The organism is Bacillus sp. TH30 (assembly GCF_016650875.1).
GTDB lineage: Bacteria > Bacillota > Bacilli > Bacillales > Bacillaceae_G > Bacillus_A > Bacillus_A mycoides.
This window is the reverse complement of record NZ_JAEKEY010000002.1, coordinates 515,774-532,306: the sequence shown is the minus strand read 5'-3', so window position 1 is coordinate 532,306 and position 16,533 is coordinate 515,774. Positions and strand designations below refer to the sequence as shown.

The following is a 16,533-nucleotide window of genomic DNA, read 5'->3' as shown; positions in this document are numbered from 1 at the left end:
ACTTCTTTCTGAACAGGACAAGAGTGTAATTTTATATAAATAGATGATAGCGGATGTATGGACAAGACAAGGCGCATACATTGAATGAAGAGAACTGAGAAGGGATGAGAAAACATGCTGCCTTCATATGATTTTTTTGTTCATCCAATGTACTTAGTGGAATTGAAAAAGGACATTTGGTCAGATAGTCCAGTGCCAGCAAAATTAACTTATGGAAAAAAGAAGTATGACATTGATATCGTATACCGAGGGGCTCATATTCGCGAATTTGAGAAAAAATCTTATCATGTTATGTTTTATAAACCGAAAAAATTTCAAGGCGCGAAAGAGTTTCATTTGAATTCTGAGTTTATGGATCCGTCTCTCATACGAAATAAATTATCTTTAGATTTTTTTCATGATATTGGTGTACTTTCGCCAAAATCACAACATGTATTTATAAAAATTAATGGTCAAATTCAAGGTGTGTATTTACAGTTAGAATCAGTTGATGAAAACTTTTTGAAAAATAGAGGGCTACCGAGTGGTTCTATTTATTATGCGATAGATGATGATGCGAATTTTTCGTTAATGAGTGAGCGAGATAAAGATGTTAAGACAGAGCTCTTTGTGGGTTATGAATTTAAATATTCGAATAAAAATAGTGAAGAACAACTGAGTGAATTTGTATTTCAAGCGAATACTTTGTCGAGGGAAGATTATGAAAAAGAAATCGGGAAGTTTCTACATGTAGATAAATATTTACGATGGTTAGCTGGAGTTATTTTTACGCAAAACTTTGATGGCTTCGTTCATAACTATGCACTATATCATAACGATGAGACAAATTTATTTGAAGTGATACCGTGGGATTATGATGCGACTTGGGGGCGAGATGTACAAGGGAGACCACTTAATCATGAATATATTCGTATTCAAGGTTATAATACGTTAAGTGCAAGATTGTTAGATATACCTGTATTTAGAAAACAATACCGAAGTATTTTAGAAGAAATATTAGAAGAACAATTTACCGTTTCGTTTATGATGCCGAAAGTAGAAGGTTTGTGTGAATCGATTCGTCCATATTTACTACAAGATCCATATATGAAAGGAAAATTAGAAACATTTGATCAAGAAGCTGATATGATTGATGAATATATAAATAAAAGAAGGAAGTATATACAAGACCACTTACATGAATTGGATTAATTTTGAAAGAGATTGGAACATTATCAATCTCTTTTTTTGTATAATAAAGATGTATCGATTGAATTGACGTAATATTTACTTAATAAAGAATGGAGATGTGGAAACATGACGGTCAAGTGGATTGATTGGGTAAAACAAATACAATCTATAGCTCAAGCGGGTTTAACGTATTCTAAGGATGTGTATGATATAGAGCGTTTCCAACAATTACGGGATATTTCCATCTCGATGATGTCACATTACACAAAGACAGATTGGGAAGTTGTAGAGAAGTTATTTGCAAGTGGGACAGGCTATCAAACACCTAAAGTTGATATAAGAGCAGTCGTTTTTCAAAATGAAAAGTTATTATTTGTGAAAGAAAAAAGTGATGGGAAATGGGCATTGCCAGGTGGATGGGCTGATATTGGTTATACGCCGACAGAAGTAGCGGCAAAAGAAGTTTTAGAGGAGACGGGCTATGAAGTAGATGATTTTAAGCTACTCGCTATATTTGATAAAGAAAAACATCAACCATCGCCTTCAGCAACACATGTATATAAAATTTTTATTGGCTGTAAGATTATTGGTGGCGAAAAGAAAACTAGTATTGAAACAGAAGATGTGGAGTTTTTTTGTGAGAATGAATTGCCTAATTTATCGATTGCTAGAAATACAGAAGAGCAAATTAAAGAAATGTTTGCCTACATGAAAGAACCTCAAAAAGAAACATTAATAGATTAATAATGCTTATGCCGATGATATTGTTGAAATGAAGATATTGGCAGAATGCAACCTTTATGTAATAATGGGATGGTATGTGAAGAAAAAAGGAGATAGAAAATAAAATGTTAGCAAGCATAATAGATCAGTTATTGCAATTTTTTGCAAGCTTAGGTTACTTTGGAGTAGCACTAGCTTTAATGATTGAAATTATCCCGAGTGAAATTGTACTTTCGTATGCTGGATTTTTAGTAGCGGATGGTAAAATTAGTTTTGTCGGTGCAGTTATCGCCGGAACTATTGGTGGTACTTTAGCCCAAATCTTTTTATACTGGCTTGGATATTACGGAGGGCGTCCGGTTGTAGAGAAATATGGGAAATATCTACTTATTAATAAACACCATTTAGACATAGCGGAAGGTTGGTTTAAGCGTTACGGAGCAGGAGTAATCTTTTCTGCACGCTTTATCCCAGTAGTACGTCATGCAATCTCTATTCCAGCAGGGTTAGCTAAAATGCCGTTAAAACTATTTACACTATATACAGTAGTTGCGATTATTCCATGGTCAATACTATTTATATACTTAGGTGAAAAGCTTGGTGGAAATTGGCGACACATTAAAGAGTATGCATCTGATTACACACATTACATAATTATAGGAGCTGTTCTCTTTGTTGCTCTATACTTCGGTTTAAAGTATTTAAAAAAGAAAAAAGCAGCGCGTTAAAGTCAATGATTTTTCATTGGCTTTTTTTATTTGTTTCGGTTCTAAAAAAAAGGAGTTGTCCATAATGTGTAATAATAAAGCGTAGCGGAGGAATGTGATGAAAGGGTCACCGTTTATACGTGGAACGATATTTTTAACGATGGCAACGATGATATCTAAAATGTTAGGGTTTATATATGTTATACCATTTACAGCAATGGTGGGTACGAGTGGGTACGTATTATATACGTATGCATACCGTCCTTATACAATTATGCTTAGTATTGCAACGATGGGATTGCCACTTGCCGTTTCAAAAATGGTTTCAAAATATGATCAACTCAATGATTATCACACTGTTAAGAGAGTGCTAAAGAGTGGTATCGTTTTTATGGTCATTATGGGCGTTATTTCTTGTTTAGCATTATATATGTTAGCACCACATTTAGCTAAACTTGTGATTGATGGAAATGATCAGTCGGGGAATAGTGTGGTAGCTGTCACGCACAATATTCAAATTGTAAGTTTTGCGTTAATACTCGTTCCTGTAATGAGCTTGTTACGTGGTTTCTTTCAAGGTTTTCAATCTATGGGACCTTCTGCGCTCAGTGTAGTTGTAGAGCAATTTTTTCGGGTCTTAACTATTTTGATAGGAAGCTTTGTCGTTTTATATGTTATAAAAGCTTCTGTTTCGTTGGCAGTTGGTATTTCAACGTTTGGAGCATTTATGGGAGCACTAGGTGGATTAAGTGTTTTAAGTGCGTATTATATAAGAAGGAGAAAACATTTAAAGAAAAAAGAGATTGCCAGTATACCACAAACGACGAAAACTTTTTTTTCGTTGTATAGAGAACTGTTTACATATTCTATTCCTTTCGTTGTAGTTGGATTAGCGATTCCGTTATATCAGACGATTGATACATTTACAATTAATAAGCTACTTATACAAGTAGGATATATGCAAGGAGAAGCAGAAAAGGTTAATGCGATTATTGGCCTTGTTCAGATGGTTGTACTTATCCCGGTTTCTGTTGCAACAGCTTTTAGTATGTCCCTTGTACCTGAGATGACGAAAGCTTATACAGCGGGAAATGAGAAGCTACTGTATAAACACTTTACAAGGACAAATTTATTAGTGGTAGGAATTACCGTACCGGCGGCGATTGGAATGATGATTTTAGCAAAACCAGTGTATACTCTTTTATTTGGTGCTGGAAATGATCCGGAGATGGGCAGTATTATTTTGCAGTACTATGCTCCTGCTTGTATACTATTCTCACTATTTACAGTAACCGCTGCCATGTTACAAGGAATTAATCAACAACAGAAAACAGTGCTAGGATTAGTAATCGGAATAACTGTGAAGATAGTTTTAAATATTGTATTGCTACCGTATTTTGATTATGTAAGTTTTATCATTTCAACATACGCTGGCTATACGATTTCAGTTGGCTTTAACTTGTGGATGCTTTCTAAATATGTTATAAAGGCAACATAAGCTTTTTAAGGCAGAGAGCACTCTGTCTTTTTCTTTGTTTAGAATATTTTTCTTATAAAAACGTTTTCAAAATAATTTTTCTATTGAAATTTAAACGTATGTTTCATATGCTGAGAATGGCGGTTCAAAAACTGTTATGTAAGAGAGGTAGATTCCTACATGTAAAAAGAATCGGGGTGATAGTATGTTAAATATTTATTTAACAGACCGAAACGGAAAACTACAAGAGGTTGAGGAAATGCAAAAGGGTTGCTGGATTAATGTACTTCATCCAACGGAAGAAGAAATTCAATATCTAGTACAAACTTTAAATGTAGACTTAGATTTCATTAAAGACCCTTTAGATGATGAAGAACGCTCTCGTATTGAAAAGGAAGACAATAATACTTTAATAATCGTGGATATTCCAACAGTTAGACATGATGAAGAAGGAAATTCGATTTATGACACGATTCCAATAGGTATGATTGTAATGCCAGATTGCTTTGTGACAATTTGTTTAGAAGAAAACCCAATTTTTGAACGTTTTATTAATCAACGTATTAAAGAATTTTATACGTTTAAAAAGACACGCTTTGCACTTCAGCTCTTATATACGATTTCTACTTATTATTTAAGATACTTAAAGCAAATTAACAGAAAAACAATCGATTTAGAGCACCAATTAAATAAGTCGATGAAAAATAAAGAAATTTTTACATTGCTAGGCCTTGAAAAAAGTTTAGTTTACTTTACAACATCATTAAAGGCGAATAAAATTGTAATTCAAAAATTAATGCGTAACAGTACATTTTTAAAAATGTATGAAGACGATCAAGATTTACTAGAAGATGTATTAATTGAAAATAAGCAGGCTATTGAAATGGCGGAAATATATAGTCACATTTTAAGTGGAATGATGAATACTTTTAGCTCCGTTATATCAAATAATTTAAATAGTGTTATGAAACTGTTAACGTCTATTACAATCATTTTATCGTTACCAACGATGGTTTCTAGTTTCTTTGGAATGAACGTAAAGGTTCCATTTGAAGGGGAAGCACATGGTTTTGTAATTGTACTCATAATATGTGTAACACTATCTTTCACATTAGCGTTTGTTTTTTGGAAGAAACGTTACTTTTAACGAGAAGAAAGCTGCTCTAGCATAGTTGTGTAACTGCGCTAGAGCAGCTTTTTTGCTATGAAATCCTAAATTTTGAATAGAATATAACTTATAAAATGTAATGTATATGAAAGGGGTGAATTCCGTATAAGTCTTGTCCAATTCATAAAATGAGGTTAAAATTACATATTGTTAATGAAAAGTTGGAGGAAATACATCATGGAATTGTTTCAATTACCGAAAGCATTCCTGCAAATGAATACAATTTTTATCTCCATATTGATCGAAGCACTTCCTTTTGTGCTCATTGGTGTATTTATTTCAGGATTCATTCAAATGTTTGTAACAGAAGATATGGTAGCAAAATGGATGCCGAAAAATCGATTTCTGTCTGTTTTAATGGCTACTTTTTTAGGGATGATGTTTCCGGGCTGTGAATGTGGAATCGTTCCGATTGTAAGGCGATTAATCGGAAAAGGGGTTCCGCCCTATGCCGGGATTGCATTTATGTTAACTGGACCAATCATTAATCCAGTCGTATTATTTGCAACATACGTTGCCTTTGGAAGTAGTATGCACATGGTATGGTATCGTTCTATTGTAGCGATTATCGTAGCAATTATCGTTGGAATTATATTATCATTTATGTTTAAAGAACATCAATTACGAGATGATCACTTCCCAGAAGTGAATCATAAGCGTCCATTACGTAAAAAAATGTGGGATGTATGTACGCATGCTGTTGAGGAATTTTTCTCGATGGGAAAATATTTAGTATTAGGTGCGTTAATTGCTGCTGCAGTTCAAACGTTTGTACAAACTTCAACATTGCTTGCTATAGGACAAGGTCCGTTTTCTTCATCAGCTGTAATGATGGGACTTGCTTTCATTTTATCACTTTGTTCAGAGGCGGATGCATTTATTGCTTCTTCGTTCCAAAGTACATTTTCAACAGCGTCACTTGTCGCGTTTCTCGTATATGGACCGATGGTGGATATTAAAAATATGTTTATGATGCTTGCGACATTTAAAACAAAATTTGTAATTGTTGTGACGGTTACAGTTACCCTTGTTGTTTATGCAAGCTCACTACTCATTTATGCGATGGGGTGGTAGGTTATGTTTCGAGCATATATATTATTAGGCTTTACAATTTTAATTGGACAGCTTCATATTTCCGGTAACATTACGAAGTATATAAATATGAAGTACGCCTATTTATCAAAAACTGCTGCTATTATTTTAGGTTTCTTAACGATTGTACAAATTATTATCGTTTTCCAAAAAGAGCACCAAAAGGAAAAAGAGAAACATGATTGTAGTTGTGATCATAGTCATTGTGGGCATGATCATTCGAAAGATGAGAATACATGGTGGAAAAAAGTGTTTTCTTATACGTTATTCTGTTTTCCAATCATTACAGGATTGTTTTTCCCAATTGCAACATTAGATTCCGATATTGTTAAGGCGAAGGGATTCCATTTTCCAGTAGCGCAAGCAGAAAGTAAAGATCCATTTATGACAAGACAATTTCTAAGACCTGACACGAGTATTTATTACGGGAAAGAAGGATATCGTGGTGTAATGGAAAAAGGGAAGAAAGAGTTTGTTACGAAAGATAATATCACTTTAAAAGATGAAGATTTCTTAAAGGGTATGGAGACAATTTATAATTATCCTGGTGAATTTACTGGTAAAACCCTGTCTTATAAAGGATTTGTTTTCCGAGATGATTCTTCTAAAAAGGAACAATATTTCTTATTCCGTTTCGGCATTATACATTGTGTTGCGGATTCGGGTGTATATGGTATGTTAGTTAAAAAACCAGAAGGGGTAGAGTGGAAAAATGATGATTGGATTCAGATAGAGGGAGAAATTTCAACTGAATTTTATCAGCCGTTTCATGCGAATATTCCAGTGTTAGAGGTAACGAAATGGAATAAAGTTGAACAGCCGAAAGAACAATATGTGTTTAGAGGAGCCGATTGATAAAATCGGTTCTTTTTTGTGGACTAAAAGTTCTAAAAATTGTTAATATTAAACGTGTAGTTCATGAGATGTAGTGTATATTGGGATATTAGGGATAAATAATTAAAGGGGTGATAACAATGACTGAAGTAAAGGGTAAAACAGCTAATGAATCAAGGGTGTTTAAAACGAGTCGAGTATTTCCAACGGATTTAAATGATCATAACACGCTATTTGGTGGAAAGATATTGGCGGAGATGGATATGGTTGCTTCAATTTCAGCAACGAGACACTCGAGAATGGAATGTGTCACAGCGTCTATGGATTGGGTAGATTTCTTACATCCAGTACGTTCTTCAGATTGTGTTAGTTATGAATCTTTCGTAATTTGGACGGGAAGAACTTCTATGGAGATATTTGTGAAAGTAGTAGCAGAAGATTTAATTTCAGGTAAAAAACGTGTAGCAGCAACTTCATTCGTTACTTTTGTTGCGCTTAGTAAGGAGAATAATCCAGTTCCTGTACCGCGTGTTATCCCTGAGACAGAAGAGGAGAAAGAATTGCATCGAATTGCTGTGTTACGTGCAGAACAGCGCCATATTCGTAAGGCAGAGAGTAAGAAGGTAGCTACACTGCTAACTTTTTGATATAAAATACTTTCCTAGTGGTACTATTTTGTAATAGGTTAGGAGATTTTTGAAATGAAAAGCGGACACCTAAAAATAGGTGTCCGCTTTTATAGTTTTTTCATCCTCATATCGTACTACAATAACTGCTTAGCAGAAGCAAGCAGCACCGACGATAATTAAGAGGATAAATAATACGACTAGTAGCGCAAATCCATTACCATGTGCGAAGCCCATTGTTATTTCCTCCTTTTATTTTAAGATACAACATACAATATGCAGATGAGCTCCTGTTTGATATGGACGTATATCATGCAATGACATATTTTTTGTATGATAATGTTTTAAAAAAGGAAAGATATAGGAATAACAGTAGTTAGAGAAAGGAACGTATCCATGAAGCGCTTTTTTATTGTAATAATTTGTTTTATAGGTGTATTCATATGGATGAACGTTGATGTGGAAATGGGGAAGAAAATGGCTAGTGGATATGAATTAGAAAAAATCCGATCAGGGGATTTTCAAGTATATACGAACGGTGATGAGTTATATAAAAGTTTATTTGAGGATATAAATCGTGCAGAAAAGAATGTGTATATTCATTTTTATATTGTAGGAAAAGATGAAGTAAGCCAAAAGTTCTTACAGTTATTAGAGAAAAAAGCATCTAGCGGAGTAGATGTGAAATTGTCAGTAGACCGCATTGGCGGATATAAGCTTAAGAAAAAGATAATTAATCAATTAAAAGAAAAAGGCGTGAAGTTTACATTTAGTAAAAAACCTAAATTAAAAAACTTATTTTATTCTTTGCATCAACGTAATCATAGACGCATTGTTACTATAGATGGGAAAGTTTCGTACATTGGTGGCTTCAATATTGGAAAGGAATATCTTGGACAGGATCCTAAATTTGGTCCGTGGCGTGATTATCATGTACGCATCGAAGGGAATGGAGCTACTGATATGGAACGGAAGTTTGCGGAAGATTGGCAAGAAGATACGGGAGAAAAGTTTCCTATACACCAAGAGTTACCTGTACAAGGAAATGTAAAATATCAATACGTATTTTCGAATGGAAAAGGTTTATGGAAGGAGTATGGAGCGTTTTTAAAGAAGGCAAAACATTCTTTAATTATCGCTACACCATATTTTGTACCGAGTAAAGAAATGGTGAAGGGGCTGAAAGATGCATTAAATCGTGGTGTCCATGTAAAAATCCTCGTCCCATTTAAAAGTGATGCAGTATTGCTAAAACAGGCTGCCTATCCTTATTTGAAAGACATGTTAGATGCTGGAGCGGAGATTTATCAATATCGAAATGGATTTTTTCATGGGAAGGTAACAATCATCGATGAGGAAATGGTTGATATTGGTACAGCAAATTTTGATAATAGAAGTTTTTACTTAAATAACGAATCTAACTGTTTCATATATGATAAGACAGTCGTTGCTGACGTATGGAGTCGATTAAAAGAAGACTTTCATAAATCAAAACGATTTTCTGAAGAAGATTTTGAGGAAATTAGTAGATGGGATTGGTTTCTAGCAAGAATATCAAATGTTATCGCATCATATTTATAGTATAGAGATGAAATAGGAAGGGAGGCGCTTTAATGGATTGTATGAAAGAATTGATGACATATAGTTACACACTTATATATAAAGTTGGAGAATACACGAGCAAGGTTCGAGATGAAGAATTAAAGGATATATTACAGCATCATTTGCCGTATATGTTACAAGCATATAATGAACAAGTGAATTTTCAAGAAGGAGAAAATATACAACATATAACTTATAAACAAATGTGGCCGGAATTTACTGAAATGGATAGGGAAACAGATAATGAGTATACAGGGGATATTGGGATTGCTATTTGTTATATTTCACATTTGAAGCGATTAGCATTAAAGTTTGCTCAAGTTGCAGTGGAAGTTGCGAACCCAGAGTTTCGTTCTTTCTTGGAAATTTGTTTTGTGAAAATGAATCGTTATGCTTATAGTGTTTGGCAATATGTTGTGAAGAAGGAATATAAAATTAAACATTTATATGAAAATGAAAGTGAGAAGTTTGCGTGAAAAACTAAGACGGAATGAAAGGCGTCTTAGTTTTTTTATGTCTAATGAAAGGCTCAATTAGAAGAATTGAGACAAACCAGTTGTGTTATCAGAGTATTTACAAAAGTTTACAATATCTTTACTGTTTTTAAATCTTTCCTTTAAAAATAAAGAGTAATATGGGGTTGTACATATTCTATCAAAGGGAGGAAACGCAAATGAACAAATGGGTTAAGTCATTAGCTGCTATGGCACTTGCAAGTTCTTTATTAATGGTAGGTTGTAGTAAAGATGAGGATAAAAAGAAAGAGGATGACACAACTTCGCAGCAAGATGAAAAGAAAGATAAAGAAACAAGTGGAACAGAAAAATCTTCTGATTCGAAAGAAAAGAAATAAAGTGAAACTTTAATCAGTGGGGATTTTGTCCATCCCCACTGATTATTAGCCCACACCAATCGGGCATTTACGAGCAGTTATCTCCCGCCTAATTTCCTCGCATTCGCCGAATTTACTGCCCGTTAATGCGGGATAAATGGATAATAGAGCTTCCTCACATATATGAGGGAGCTTTTTTGTTGCGTATTTGTAAGTTTTGCGGAAAAATAGAGAGAAAGAATGGAAGAGGGGATAATATATGAAAGTATGTATATTAGGAGCGACAGGTAGAGTAGGATCACACATTATGAAATTAGCATTACATGATTCATATGAAGTGACGGTATTAGTTCGTGATTTGAGTAGAGTGGAAACAGAGCATGAAAGGTTACATATTATAGAGGGAAATGTGTTAAACGGAAATGATATAAAGGAAGCGATTAAAGGATGTGATATTGTAATTAGTGCTCTTGGAACTGATCGGAATGGGACGTTAGAGAAGAGTTTACCGATTATTATAAAGCAAATGGAAGAAGAGGGCATAAAGAAAATTGTTACAATAGGAACTGCTGGTATTTTACAAGCACGAACACACCCAAGTATATATCGTTTCCAATCAAAAGAATCGAAAAGAAAAATGACAACAGCTGCGGAAGATCATTTAGCTGCTTATGAAGCGCTGAATAATAGTAAACTATGTTGGACTGTTGTTTGTCCGACGCATTTAATAGATGGTGATGTAACCGGTGTATATCGAACTGAACAAGATATGTTGCCAACAGATGGATCGAAAATCACAGTTGGTGATACAGCTCAGTTTACATGGAGTTTACGTAATAAAAGCTTATACGAGAAAAGCCGAGTAGGTATTTCATATTAAAAAACCATCCCAAAATAGGGATGGCTAAAAAATGATATAGCATACAAAGATGATAATCATAATGATTTGGAGAATTGCTTTCGCTACTGTACTACTTAAAAAACCGACAACAGTTGCAATTCCGACTAAAAGGGCGTCTTTTGGCGCCTTTTTATGCATTAGTTCCGTAATAAATACAGATAAGAACGGTATGATAATAAGCCCGAATGGTGGGAAGAAGAACGATCCGACAATGATAGAAACCATACCAACACGTTCGCCCGATTTTGTACTTCCGTATTTTTTTAGGAAGTATCCATTTGCAATAAAGTCAGCAACGAAAATGAAGAGTGTAAAAATGACTTGAATAATCCAAAAAGCTGTCGTTAACTCTCCGCCGTTTATTCCAAAATGATAAATGAAATAGCCAGCCCATACGGCAAGGATGCCAGGGATAATGGGGTATATAAAGGCAAGAAATGAAACAATGAAACAAGCAATGATACAAATTGTTAGTAAAACAGTCACTTTATAACTCCTTTGTAGTATCTAATTTATGTACAGCAATCTTTTTAATTTGATGCCCATCAAGTTCTAATGCTTTAAATTGAAAACCATCATATTCAACTGAATAGCCAGCCTCAATATTTAAATCAATTGATTGAGAGAGAAGCCAACCACCAATTGTATCTAAATCACTTTCATCGATATGTAGGCCAAACATATCATTTACTTCAGAAATGAGTACTTTCCCATCTAAAACAGTAAGCCTAGGAGTACGCTTTTCAATCATTGGTGATTCGTCTGCGTCAAATTCATCTTGAATTTCTCCGATAATTTCTTCAAGAATATCTTCCATCGTTAAAAGGCCAGCAGTTCCGCCGTATTCATCCATAACAATCGCCATCTGTACGCGGTTCTTTTGGAGGTGTATTAACGTTTTACGAATGGGAACTGTTTCAAATACAGTTAAAACAGGATGTATGTAAGCATCAAGTGGTTTGTAAATGCCTTTTGTTTGATTATGAAAAATCTCTTTCGTATTTATCATTCCGATAATATCATCTTTATCCTTTTCAATAATAGGATAACGTGTATACTTTTCAGTTGCAACGATTTTCATATTTTCTTCTAACGTATTTTCAGTAGATAAACAAACCATTTCAGTTCTAGGTACCATAATTTCTTTAGCAACACGATCATCAAATTCAAAAATATTATTTACATATTTATATTCGGTTTGATTAATTTCGCCGCTTTTATAGCTTTCACCTAAAATGAGTCGTAGTTCTTCTTCGGAATGGGCAAGTTCATTTTCTTTCGCAGGCTCTAAACCGAGTGATTTTGTGAAAAATATAGCTGCACTATTGAGAAGCCAAATGAACGGATACATAATTTTATCAAATAAAATAAGTGGTTTTGCAAATTTTAATGTGATTGCTTCAGCTTTTTGGATTGCGAAAGACTTAGGAACTAACTCGCCTAATACAACATGGAAAAAAGTAATCACACTAAAAGCAATAATAAAGGATAACGTGTTAGCCATTGTTCCAGTAATATTGATTTTTTCAAATAGTGGTCGCAGTAAATGTTCCACAGTTGGTTCACCAAGCCAACCAAGTCCTAAAGAGGTGATAGTAATGCCAAGCTGACAAGCGGATAAATAAACGTCTAAGTTAGATAAAACGCTTCTTGCAGCTAATGCTTGTTTATTACCTTCATTAGCAAGCTGGTCAATTCGACTTTTTCGTACTTTTACGACAGCGAATTCTGAAGCAACAAAAAAACCAGAAATAAGGATAAGTATAAAGATGAGAAAAATATTTAATATGTCCAAGTGTGTTCTTTATTCCTAATTTGGAATAAAGATGTCACCTCCTGTAATTATGTTATACTTTTATAATAAATCCAAATGAAAAGATTAGTCAAAGGAAATGGGTAAATAATGGTAGGTTTCTATAGTAGTTTTTTAATTTGCTGTTATTTTGTCCTCTATATAATAGGAATAACCGTCTACTTTTAATTTAAGTAGACGGTTATTCTATGTTATGGTTTCGAAATACTTCTAGTTAAAGTATACGTGTTTTGTTTAGAGTGGTTTGTTGTCCATAAAGCTTGGAGAAACGATAAGATGCTATATGGAATATAAAGTAGTAATAAACCAATTGTGACAACTATAGGTGCATTTCTACCAAATTGGACGATAAATTGTAATAGTCCGTTTGTATGAAAAATACATTCCATAAAAACGAATGAAAGAATAATGGAACTCAAAATAGATTTATGATTGGAAGTAAGCGCAATAAATAACGTATCAACAAGGAAAGATGAATTTTTTATTTCGTATTCATTAGTAGTATTTAAGAACGGTAGCCATTTTTTAATTGCTTGCATAACGATTATCATAGAAGTGCTACATACGATGATAAAAGAAGAGAAGAAAGGAAACTTTATGAATTTAGATATGTAGAGAAGTGATAATAGGACTGAACATTGTAATATCACAGTGCCAAAAGAATACGGTATCCAGCGAAATAAAGAACTACACTTTTTTAATGAGTTTGGTGCTTTTAAAAATAGATGGCCAATTCCTAGACTTATAAAGAAACCGATTACAAGAGTGAATGTGAAACGAACGATTGATAAAAAATATATTTCCCATATGTAGGGGAACAGTGGTGACGAATGGTTAGAGGTATGTAGTATATTTTGTGTATGTACAAGCTGATTTGCTGAGAAAAGGATAGGCTCATGCATCCAATCAATTGTGGGAATTGAAATGGAAGAAGGCTGTGCTAAATTATGAAAAATGCTTACAAATCCAGTTAAGTAGGAGTAATTATGTGTAATGAATAATGCTGGAAGGGGACTTATGACAAAAATAATCAAAACACCGGCTATAAATTTACATATATGTGAGCGCAATAAGGACATACAATCACCTACTCTTAGAATATTCAGAAAATTCTTATTCTTATTTTAGCTTTTTTCAGGGGAAGTTACAATATATTTTTCTTTACCTATTGGTATATGGATAGTTTTAAATTATTTTTAGAAATTTATTTTATGTGTGGGATATAAAGCAGGAGAGGGTATATAACAGCATCCATACAAAAAACGTGAACAGTTTAGTATTTTCACGTTTTTTGTATGGGATGAATGAAAAGAAATGTAGGTAAATGTCGAAAGGATTAAATTGATTTTTCAAATTGGAAAGTGATACCATAAAGTTAAACAGTGTTTAAATCATTGTTTAATCGATAAATTCTAGAGGGGGAGATAAGTTGGGGGAAATGAAAACATATCAACGAAAGAAAAGATTTTAAATACAACCTTGGAGTTAATTAAAAACGAAGGTTTTGAAAGGGTAACGATAAGGAAAATTGCATCATTGTCAGATGTAAATATTGCGCTTGTAAATTACCATTTTGGTTCAAAAGAAAAGTTGATTAGTGAGGCGATTAAAGTTTTGTTAATTAGCTTCCAAGGCACTTTTTCTATTTTAGATGATATTACAGTACCAGCGAAAGAAAGATTAAAAATATTTTTATTTGATTATGTACTAGTAATTCGGCAATATCCTGAGTTAGTCAGGAAGATTATTGCAATGGGAACTACGGTATTTACATCTCAATACGAATATGGAGATTTTTTGAAGAGGCTAGGTTTTAGTAAAGTGAAGAATATTTTGAGCGAAATAACAAATGAAGCGGATCAGGAAATTTTAATGATGATGACAGTGCAAATATTTGGATCCATTTTTCTTCCAGCATTAATGATGCCAATTCTTGAATCAGGAGCAGATATAAGAGTACTGCCTATAGAAAAACAGATTGATTTCCTATTTGAACGCTATTTTTATAAAAATTGAGATAGTGGGTGATAGAGATGGTTAGTTTCTTTAGAAAGCATTGGTATGATATAGGGTTAGTTGTGGCTATTGTTGTCGTTGTTTGTTTAGTCGCGAATTTGGGAGAAATAAGTGAAATAAAAGTACTGTTAGCGTTAAGTTTTGTAGCCATTTTAGTGCATCAATTTGAAGAGTATCGTTGGCCAGGTTATTTCGCTGGTCTGTTTAATGTAGTTATATTTAAAAGTGATATACCAGATCGCTATCCATTAAATACGCAATCTGCTATGGTAATAAATATTTTGATTGCGTATGTTTTTTATTTACTTCCGGTTTTCTTCCAAAATATAATATGGCTTGGGATGGCACCTATTTTAATGGGGTTTTTTCAATTCATATGGCATGGTATTTTTGCAAATATAAAAGCTAAAACAATATACAATCCGGGATTAGGTGCGGTTGTATTACTACATGTTCCGATTGGTTATGCATATATGAGATATGTTCTTTTACACAATCTAGCTACAAATTTGGATTGGATATTAGGGCTGATCTATTTTCTAGTAGCAACCTATTTTTTAATTATAAAAGGAAATATGTTAATGAAAAGTAAGGAGACAAATCATTGTTTTTCTAAAAAGCAATTAGGTCCGTACAATGATGCAGTAAAGTGATCCAGAATTCAGAAGGGATTTTTGATGCTGAAGAGAGTACAAGTGAATGATTCATGAATAAATTATGACGGAAAAATGAATAATTTTCAGAAAAATAAAATAATATATTTATTTTTTTCTGAAAATATAATATAGTTATGGCACAGAAAGTATTTTAACATAAGGAGGCTGTTTATGAGGATTAAAGGAAATTATGTGCCGAAAAGGGAAGTGTTATTTTGCTCAAGTTCAATTACGATAGGGGAAGCACTGGAGCATTTAAATAAAACTGGGTATCGTTGTGTACCAGTTTTAGATGAAAAAAAGAGAAATACTTAGGGAATATATATAAAGTAGATATTTTAGAATATAAAGGTTCACTTGAAGAGAGTGTAGTACAAATATTAAATGATAAAGAAGGATATGTGAGAGAAGATTCTTCGTTCTTTAAAGTATTTTTTACAATAAAAAAATTACCTTATTTATCAGTAGTTGATGAAAAAGGAGTTTTCCTGGGGATTTTAACGCATAAAAAAGTTTTTGAGTTATTAGAAGATGCATGGGGAGTCCATTCTAGTAAATATTCTGTCATGATTGGAACACAAGATTATAATGGGGCCATTCAAAAATTATCGACAGTGCTAAAGAAATACACTGGTATTCAAAGCTTAATGACTTTTGATAATGATGCTTTATTAGTACGTAGAATAATGTTTACATTGGGAGAAGAGTTTGAAGATAGTGAATTAGAAACATTGCTAAAGGATTTAGAAGATCATGGATTTAGAGTTGTGTATGTTGAAGAGATGAATAATCCACGTGAAGTTGAAACGATAGACTAACAAGTAAAAGCCATCTTATTTTTTGATGGCTTTTACTTTCTTTTGTATAAAAATATTCAAATATAATAAAATGTAAAAATCGTAAATTTCTAAAAAAA

18 protein-coding genes and 1 pseudogene are annotated in these 16,533 nt (G+C 33.3%); 15 read left to right on the top strand and 4 right to left on the bottom strand.

From position 1 onward, the window contains the following. Positions 1-114 precede the first annotated feature (114 nt). The 8 genes from cotH to JFU20_RS04930 all read left to right on the top strand — a co-directional run bounded on the left by cotH (position 115) and on the right by JFU20_RS04930 (position 7,818). Positions 115-1,191: a spore coat protein CotH gene (gene cotH / locus JFU20_RS04965; RefSeq protein ID WP_002165932.1), complete on the top strand. Its 1,077-nt coding sequence runs from the start codon at positions 115-117 to the stop codon at positions 1,189-1,191. A 105-nt stretch (positions 1,192-1,296) separates the two neighbouring features. Beyond that, on the top strand, positions 1,297-1,914 hold the full coding sequence (locus tag JFU20_RS04960; protein ID WP_002012444.1) for an NUDIX hydrolase N-terminal domain-containing protein: 618 nt from the start codon (positions 1,297-1,299) through the stop codon (positions 1,912-1,914). A 104-nt stretch (positions 1,915-2,018) separates the two neighbouring features. Continuing rightward, positions 2,019-2,621, top strand: a complete 603-nt coding sequence (uptA, locus tag JFU20_RS04955; RefSeq protein WP_000881203.1) for an undecaprenyl phosphate transporter UptA — start codon at positions 2,019-2,021, stop codon at positions 2,619-2,621. 97 nt (positions 2,622-2,718) lie between these two features. After that, positions 2,719-4,098 carry a putative polysaccharide biosynthesis protein gene (locus JFU20_RS04950; RefSeq protein ID WP_002012445.1) on the top strand — a complete coding sequence of 460 codons (1,380 nt, stop codon included), beginning with the start codon at positions 2,719-2,721 and terminating at the stop codon, positions 4,096-4,098. A 184-nt stretch (positions 4,099-4,282) separates the two neighbouring features. Further along, the gene (locus JFU20_RS04945; protein ID WP_000932392.1) at positions 4,283-5,224 is read left to right on the top strand and encodes a magnesium transporter CorA family protein; all 942 of its coding nucleotides are present in this window, start codon (positions 4,283-4,285) and stop codon (positions 5,222-5,224) included. Between the two features lie 198 nt (positions 5,225-5,422). Further along, positions 5,423-6,319, top strand: a complete 897-nt coding sequence (locus tag JFU20_RS04940; RefSeq protein WP_002012446.1) for a permease — start codon at positions 5,423-5,425, stop codon at positions 6,317-6,319. Positions 6,320-6,322: 3 nt separating this feature from the next. Next, positions 6,323-7,192, top strand: a complete 870-nt coding sequence (locus JFU20_RS04935) for a TIGR03943 family putative permease subunit (RefSeq protein WP_002012447.1) — start codon at positions 6,323-6,325, stop codon at positions 7,190-7,192. 119 nt (positions 7,193-7,311) lie between these two features. Then, positions 7,312-7,818 carry an acyl-CoA thioesterase gene (locus JFU20_RS04930; protein ID WP_002012448.1) on the top strand — a complete coding sequence of 169 codons (507 nt, stop codon included), beginning with the start codon at positions 7,312-7,314 and terminating at the stop codon, positions 7,816-7,818. Between the two features lie 129 nt (positions 7,819-7,947). Here JFU20_RS04930 and JFU20_RS04925 read toward each other — a convergent pair whose 3' ends face one another. Continuing rightward, positions 7,948-8,034, bottom strand: coding sequence for a YjcZ family sporulation protein (locus JFU20_RS04925; RefSeq protein ID WP_000505094.1), 87 nt, complete (start codon positions 8,032-8,034; stop codon positions 7,948-7,950). Between the two features lie 159 nt (positions 8,035-8,193). Here JFU20_RS04925 and cls point away from each other — a divergent pair, with 159 nt between their 5' ends. The 4 genes from cls (at position 8,194) to JFU20_RS04905 (ending at position 11,111) form a co-directional block, all read left to right on the top strand. Next, complete coding sequence (gene cls / locus JFU20_RS04920) at positions 8,194-9,378, top strand: cardiolipin synthase (protein ID WP_002012449.1); 1,185 nt, start codon at positions 8,194-8,196, stop codon at positions 9,376-9,378. Positions 9,379-9,410: 32 nt separating this feature from the next. Next, complete coding sequence (locus tag JFU20_RS04915; RefSeq protein ID WP_201038383.1) at positions 9,411-9,875, top strand: spore coat protein; 465 nt, start codon at positions 9,411-9,413, stop codon at positions 9,873-9,875. A gap of 197 nt (positions 9,876-10,072) precedes the next feature. Next, a complete protein-coding gene (locus JFU20_RS04910; protein WP_002012451.1) occupies positions 10,073-10,252 on the top strand; it encodes a hypothetical protein in 180 nt (59 codons plus the stop codon). Between the two features lie 238 nt (positions 10,253-10,490). Then, positions 10,491-11,111, top strand: a complete 621-nt coding sequence (locus tag JFU20_RS04905) for an NAD(P)-dependent oxidoreductase (protein ID WP_002165931.1) — start codon at positions 10,491-10,493, stop codon at positions 11,109-11,111. Positions 11,112-11,135: 24 nt separating this feature from the next. On the opposite strand, the gene JFU20_RS04900 is transcribed toward JFU20_RS04905, so the two are convergent. From JFU20_RS04900 to JFU20_RS04890, 3 genes are all read right to left on the bottom strand, one after another. Then, on the bottom strand, positions 11,136-11,618 hold the full coding sequence (locus JFU20_RS04900) for a DUF456 domain-containing protein (protein ID WP_201038382.1): 483 nt from the start codon (positions 11,616-11,618) through the stop codon (positions 11,136-11,138). 1 nt (position 11,619) lies between these two features. Continuing rightward, entirely contained in the window at positions 11,620-12,927 is a 1,308-nt protein-coding gene (locus JFU20_RS04895; protein WP_002012454.1) for a hemolysin family protein, read from the bottom strand. Between the two features lie 209 nt (positions 12,928-13,136). Further along, positions 13,137-14,024 carry a hypothetical protein gene (locus tag JFU20_RS04890; protein WP_002012455.1) on the bottom strand — a complete coding sequence of 296 codons (888 nt, stop codon included), beginning with the start codon at positions 14,022-14,024 and terminating at the stop codon, positions 13,137-13,139. A gap of 400 nt (positions 14,025-14,424) precedes the next feature. Here JFU20_RS04890 and JFU20_RS04885 point away from each other — a divergent pair, with 400 nt between their 5' ends. The 3 genes and pseudogenes from JFU20_RS04885 (at position 14,425) to cbpA (ending at position 16,435) form a co-directional block, all read left to right on the top strand. Further along, positions 14,425-14,961, top strand: a complete 537-nt coding sequence (locus tag JFU20_RS04885; RefSeq protein WP_201038381.1) for a TetR/AcrR family transcriptional regulator — start codon at positions 14,425-14,427, stop codon at positions 14,959-14,961. An 8-nt stretch (positions 14,962-14,969) separates the two neighbouring features. Further along, entirely contained in the window at positions 14,970-15,614 is a 645-nt protein-coding gene (locus JFU20_RS04880) for an HXXEE domain-containing protein (protein ID WP_002086041.1), read from the top strand. Positions 15,615-15,788: 174 nt separating this feature from the next. Beyond that, positions 15,789-16,435, top strand: a pseudogene (gene cbpA, locus JFU20_RS04875) (cyclic di-AMP binding protein CbpA). Positions 16,436-16,533 lie beyond the last annotated feature (98 nt).

Bases quoted from the DNA above. Each gene is read 5' to 3' on its own strand.
- JFU20_RS04945 (WP_000932392.1), top strand. From the start codon at position 4,283: ATGTTAAATATTTATTTAACAGACCGAAACGGAAAACTACAAGAGGTT.
- JFU20_RS04930 (WP_002012448.1), top strand. From the start codon at position 7,312: ATGACTGAAGTAAAGGGTAAAACAGCTAATGAATCAAGGGTGTTTAAA.
- cotH (WP_002165932.1), top strand. From the start codon at position 115: ATGCTGCCTTCATATGATTTTTTTGTTCATCCAATGTACTTAGTGGAA.
- JFU20_RS04915 (WP_201038383.1), top strand. From the start codon at position 9,411: ATGGATTGTATGAAAGAATTGATGACATATAGTTACACACTTATATAT.
- JFU20_RS04950 (WP_002012445.1), top strand. From the start codon at position 2,719: ATGAAAGGGTCACCGTTTATACGTGGAACGATATTTTTAACGATGGCA.
- JFU20_RS04890 (WP_002012455.1), bottom strand. From the start codon at position 14,024: ATGTCCTTATTGCGCTCACATATATGTAAATTTATAGCCGGTGTTTTG.
- JFU20_RS04960 (WP_002012444.1), top strand. From the start codon at position 1,297: ATGACGGTCAAGTGGATTGATTGGGTAAAACAAATACAATCTATAGCT.
- JFU20_RS04925 (WP_000505094.1), bottom strand. From the start codon at position 8,034: ATGGGCTTCGCACATGGTAATGGATTTGCGCTACTAGTCGTATTATTT.
- uptA (WP_000881203.1), top strand. From the start codon at position 2,019: ATGTTAGCAAGCATAATAGATCAGTTATTGCAATTTTTTGCAAGCTTA.
- JFU20_RS04910 (WP_002012451.1), top strand. From the start codon at position 10,073: ATGAACAAATGGGTTAAGTCATTAGCTGCTATGGCACTTGCAAGTTCT.
- JFU20_RS04940 (WP_002012446.1), top strand. From the start codon at position 5,423: ATGGAATTGTTTCAATTACCGAAAGCATTCCTGCAAATGAATACAATT.
- cls (WP_002012449.1), top strand. From the start codon at position 8,194: ATGAAGCGCTTTTTTATTGTAATAATTTGTTTTATAGGTGTATTCATA.
- JFU20_RS04905 (WP_002165931.1), top strand. From the start codon at position 10,491: ATGAAAGTATGTATATTAGGAGCGACAGGTAGAGTAGGATCACACATT.
- JFU20_RS04935 (WP_002012447.1), top strand. From the start codon at position 6,323: ATGTTTCGAGCATATATATTATTAGGCTTTACAATTTTAATTGGACAG.